Below are 1,483 nucleotides of genomic sequence, written 5' to 3'. Positions count from 1 at the left end.
GTGTGGGGAGAGAGGGGGAAAAATTTCTTCACCATCCTCCCACACCTCCGACACCTCCCACACCTCCCACACCTCCCACACCTCCCACACCTCCCACACCTCCTGCTTGCCCCATGCCCCACGCCCAATGACTTCTACTAGCTATTGTTAAATTTACGTTGCAATTCTTTCAATGATTGATAAATATCTGGCAAACGACTATAAATAGCAGATACCTTGAGATATAACTTATGGGGAACTGCGGGAGTTCCAGAGATGATTTCCCCTGGTGGAACATCGCTGTGAATTCCAGTTTGAGCGGATGCAATTGCCCCATCTCCGATCTTCACTTGATTGGCGATTCCCACTTGTCCAGCTAAAATAACGCGATTCCCCAGTTTGACACCCCCGGCCATGCCGGCTTGACCTGCGATGGCACAACCAGCACCAATCTGGCTACCATGACCGATTTGCACTAAGTTGTCAATTACTGTATTGCGGCCTACCCGTGTTTCTCCCACCGCTGGGCGGTCAATGGCGCTGTTGCAGCTAACCACTACACCATCTTCTAACACCGTATAGCCAGATTGTTCCATTTTTAACCAACCAGTGCGGGTGGGAACGAAACCAAAGCCTTCTGCACCGATGACAGCGCCACTATGAATTACGCAATCTGCACCTATTTGTGTGCGTTCGTGAATAGTGCAATTGGCGTGTAAGATAGTGCGATCGCCTATTTTCACATCTGGATAAACCACCACATTCGGATGGATAATTGCGCCATTACCAACTTCCACCCCTTGTTCAATCACAACGTGAGGGCCAATATAAACATCGTTACCAATTTTGGCAGTGGAGTGAATCACAGCGCTTTGATGAATTTCTGGGAGTGGGCGATATGGCTGGTAAAAAATTGCGATCGCTCTAGCAAACAATAATCGTGGTTCTGGAGTGCTGAGCCAAACAATACCACGCTCTTGGGCCGCGGCCTGTAACTTTTCATCCTGGGGCAAAATTAAAGCGCTAGCATTGGTCTTGGCAATGGAAGATCCAAATTTTGCTTTCTCCACGTAGCTGAGATTACCGTTATTAGCCTCATCAATAGCCGCTACTCCGGTAATTTCTGGATCGTGCTTTGGATTGACACTTAAGCTATGACCCGTAGCTGCATCGCCAAACTGGTGTAGGATTTCGCTGAATTTCATTAGTAAAAAACGCAAATCTAGTTCTAGAGTTATTACATGAGTAACACGCTAAGATACCATTGCGTTTGTCAATCAGCAATTGTACTGGAAAAATCTCAAAAAACCACAGACTGTTACGAGGATTAGGGAGTGAAAGGTGGGGGGATGGGGGAGATGTGGTTCGACTTCTCTACGAGACGCTACGCGAACGCTCACCAACCGGGAGATGTAGCTTTAGCTTTTCTTTGGGAGACGCTAGCGCGAACCCGCAGGATGGGAGACAAGGGAGACAAGCAGAATAATTCTTAACTCCCCACTCC

1 protein-coding gene is annotated in these 1,483 nt (G+C 47.9%); it reads right to left on the bottom strand.

The annotated features are described in order from the left end of the window. Positions 1 to 137: 137 nt before the first annotated feature. Positions 138 to 1,184 (bottom strand): UDP-3-O-(3-hydroxymyristoyl)glucosamine N-acyltransferase, encoded by a 1,047-nt coding sequence (gene lpxD / locus GNE10_RS34420; RefSeq protein ID WP_185570496.1) that lies wholly within the window; start codon positions 1,182 to 1,184, stop codon positions 138 to 140. Between the last annotated feature and the right edge of the window lie 299 nt (positions 1,185 to 1,483).

Source organism: Nostoc sp. 2RC (assembly GCF_014222165.1).
In the GTDB taxonomy this organism is placed as follows: Bacteria; Cyanobacteriota; Cyanobacteriia; order Cyanobacteriales; family Nostocaceae; genus Nostoc; species Nostoc linckia.
The sequence above is the reverse complement of the archived record's forward strand: the minus strand, read 5'-3'. Positions and strand labels throughout refer to the sequence as shown.

Bases quoted from the DNA above. Each gene is read 5' to 3' on its own strand.
- lpxD (WP_185570496.1), bottom strand. From the start codon at position 1,184: ATGAAATTCAGCGAAATCCTACACCAGTTTGGCGATGCAGCTACGGGT.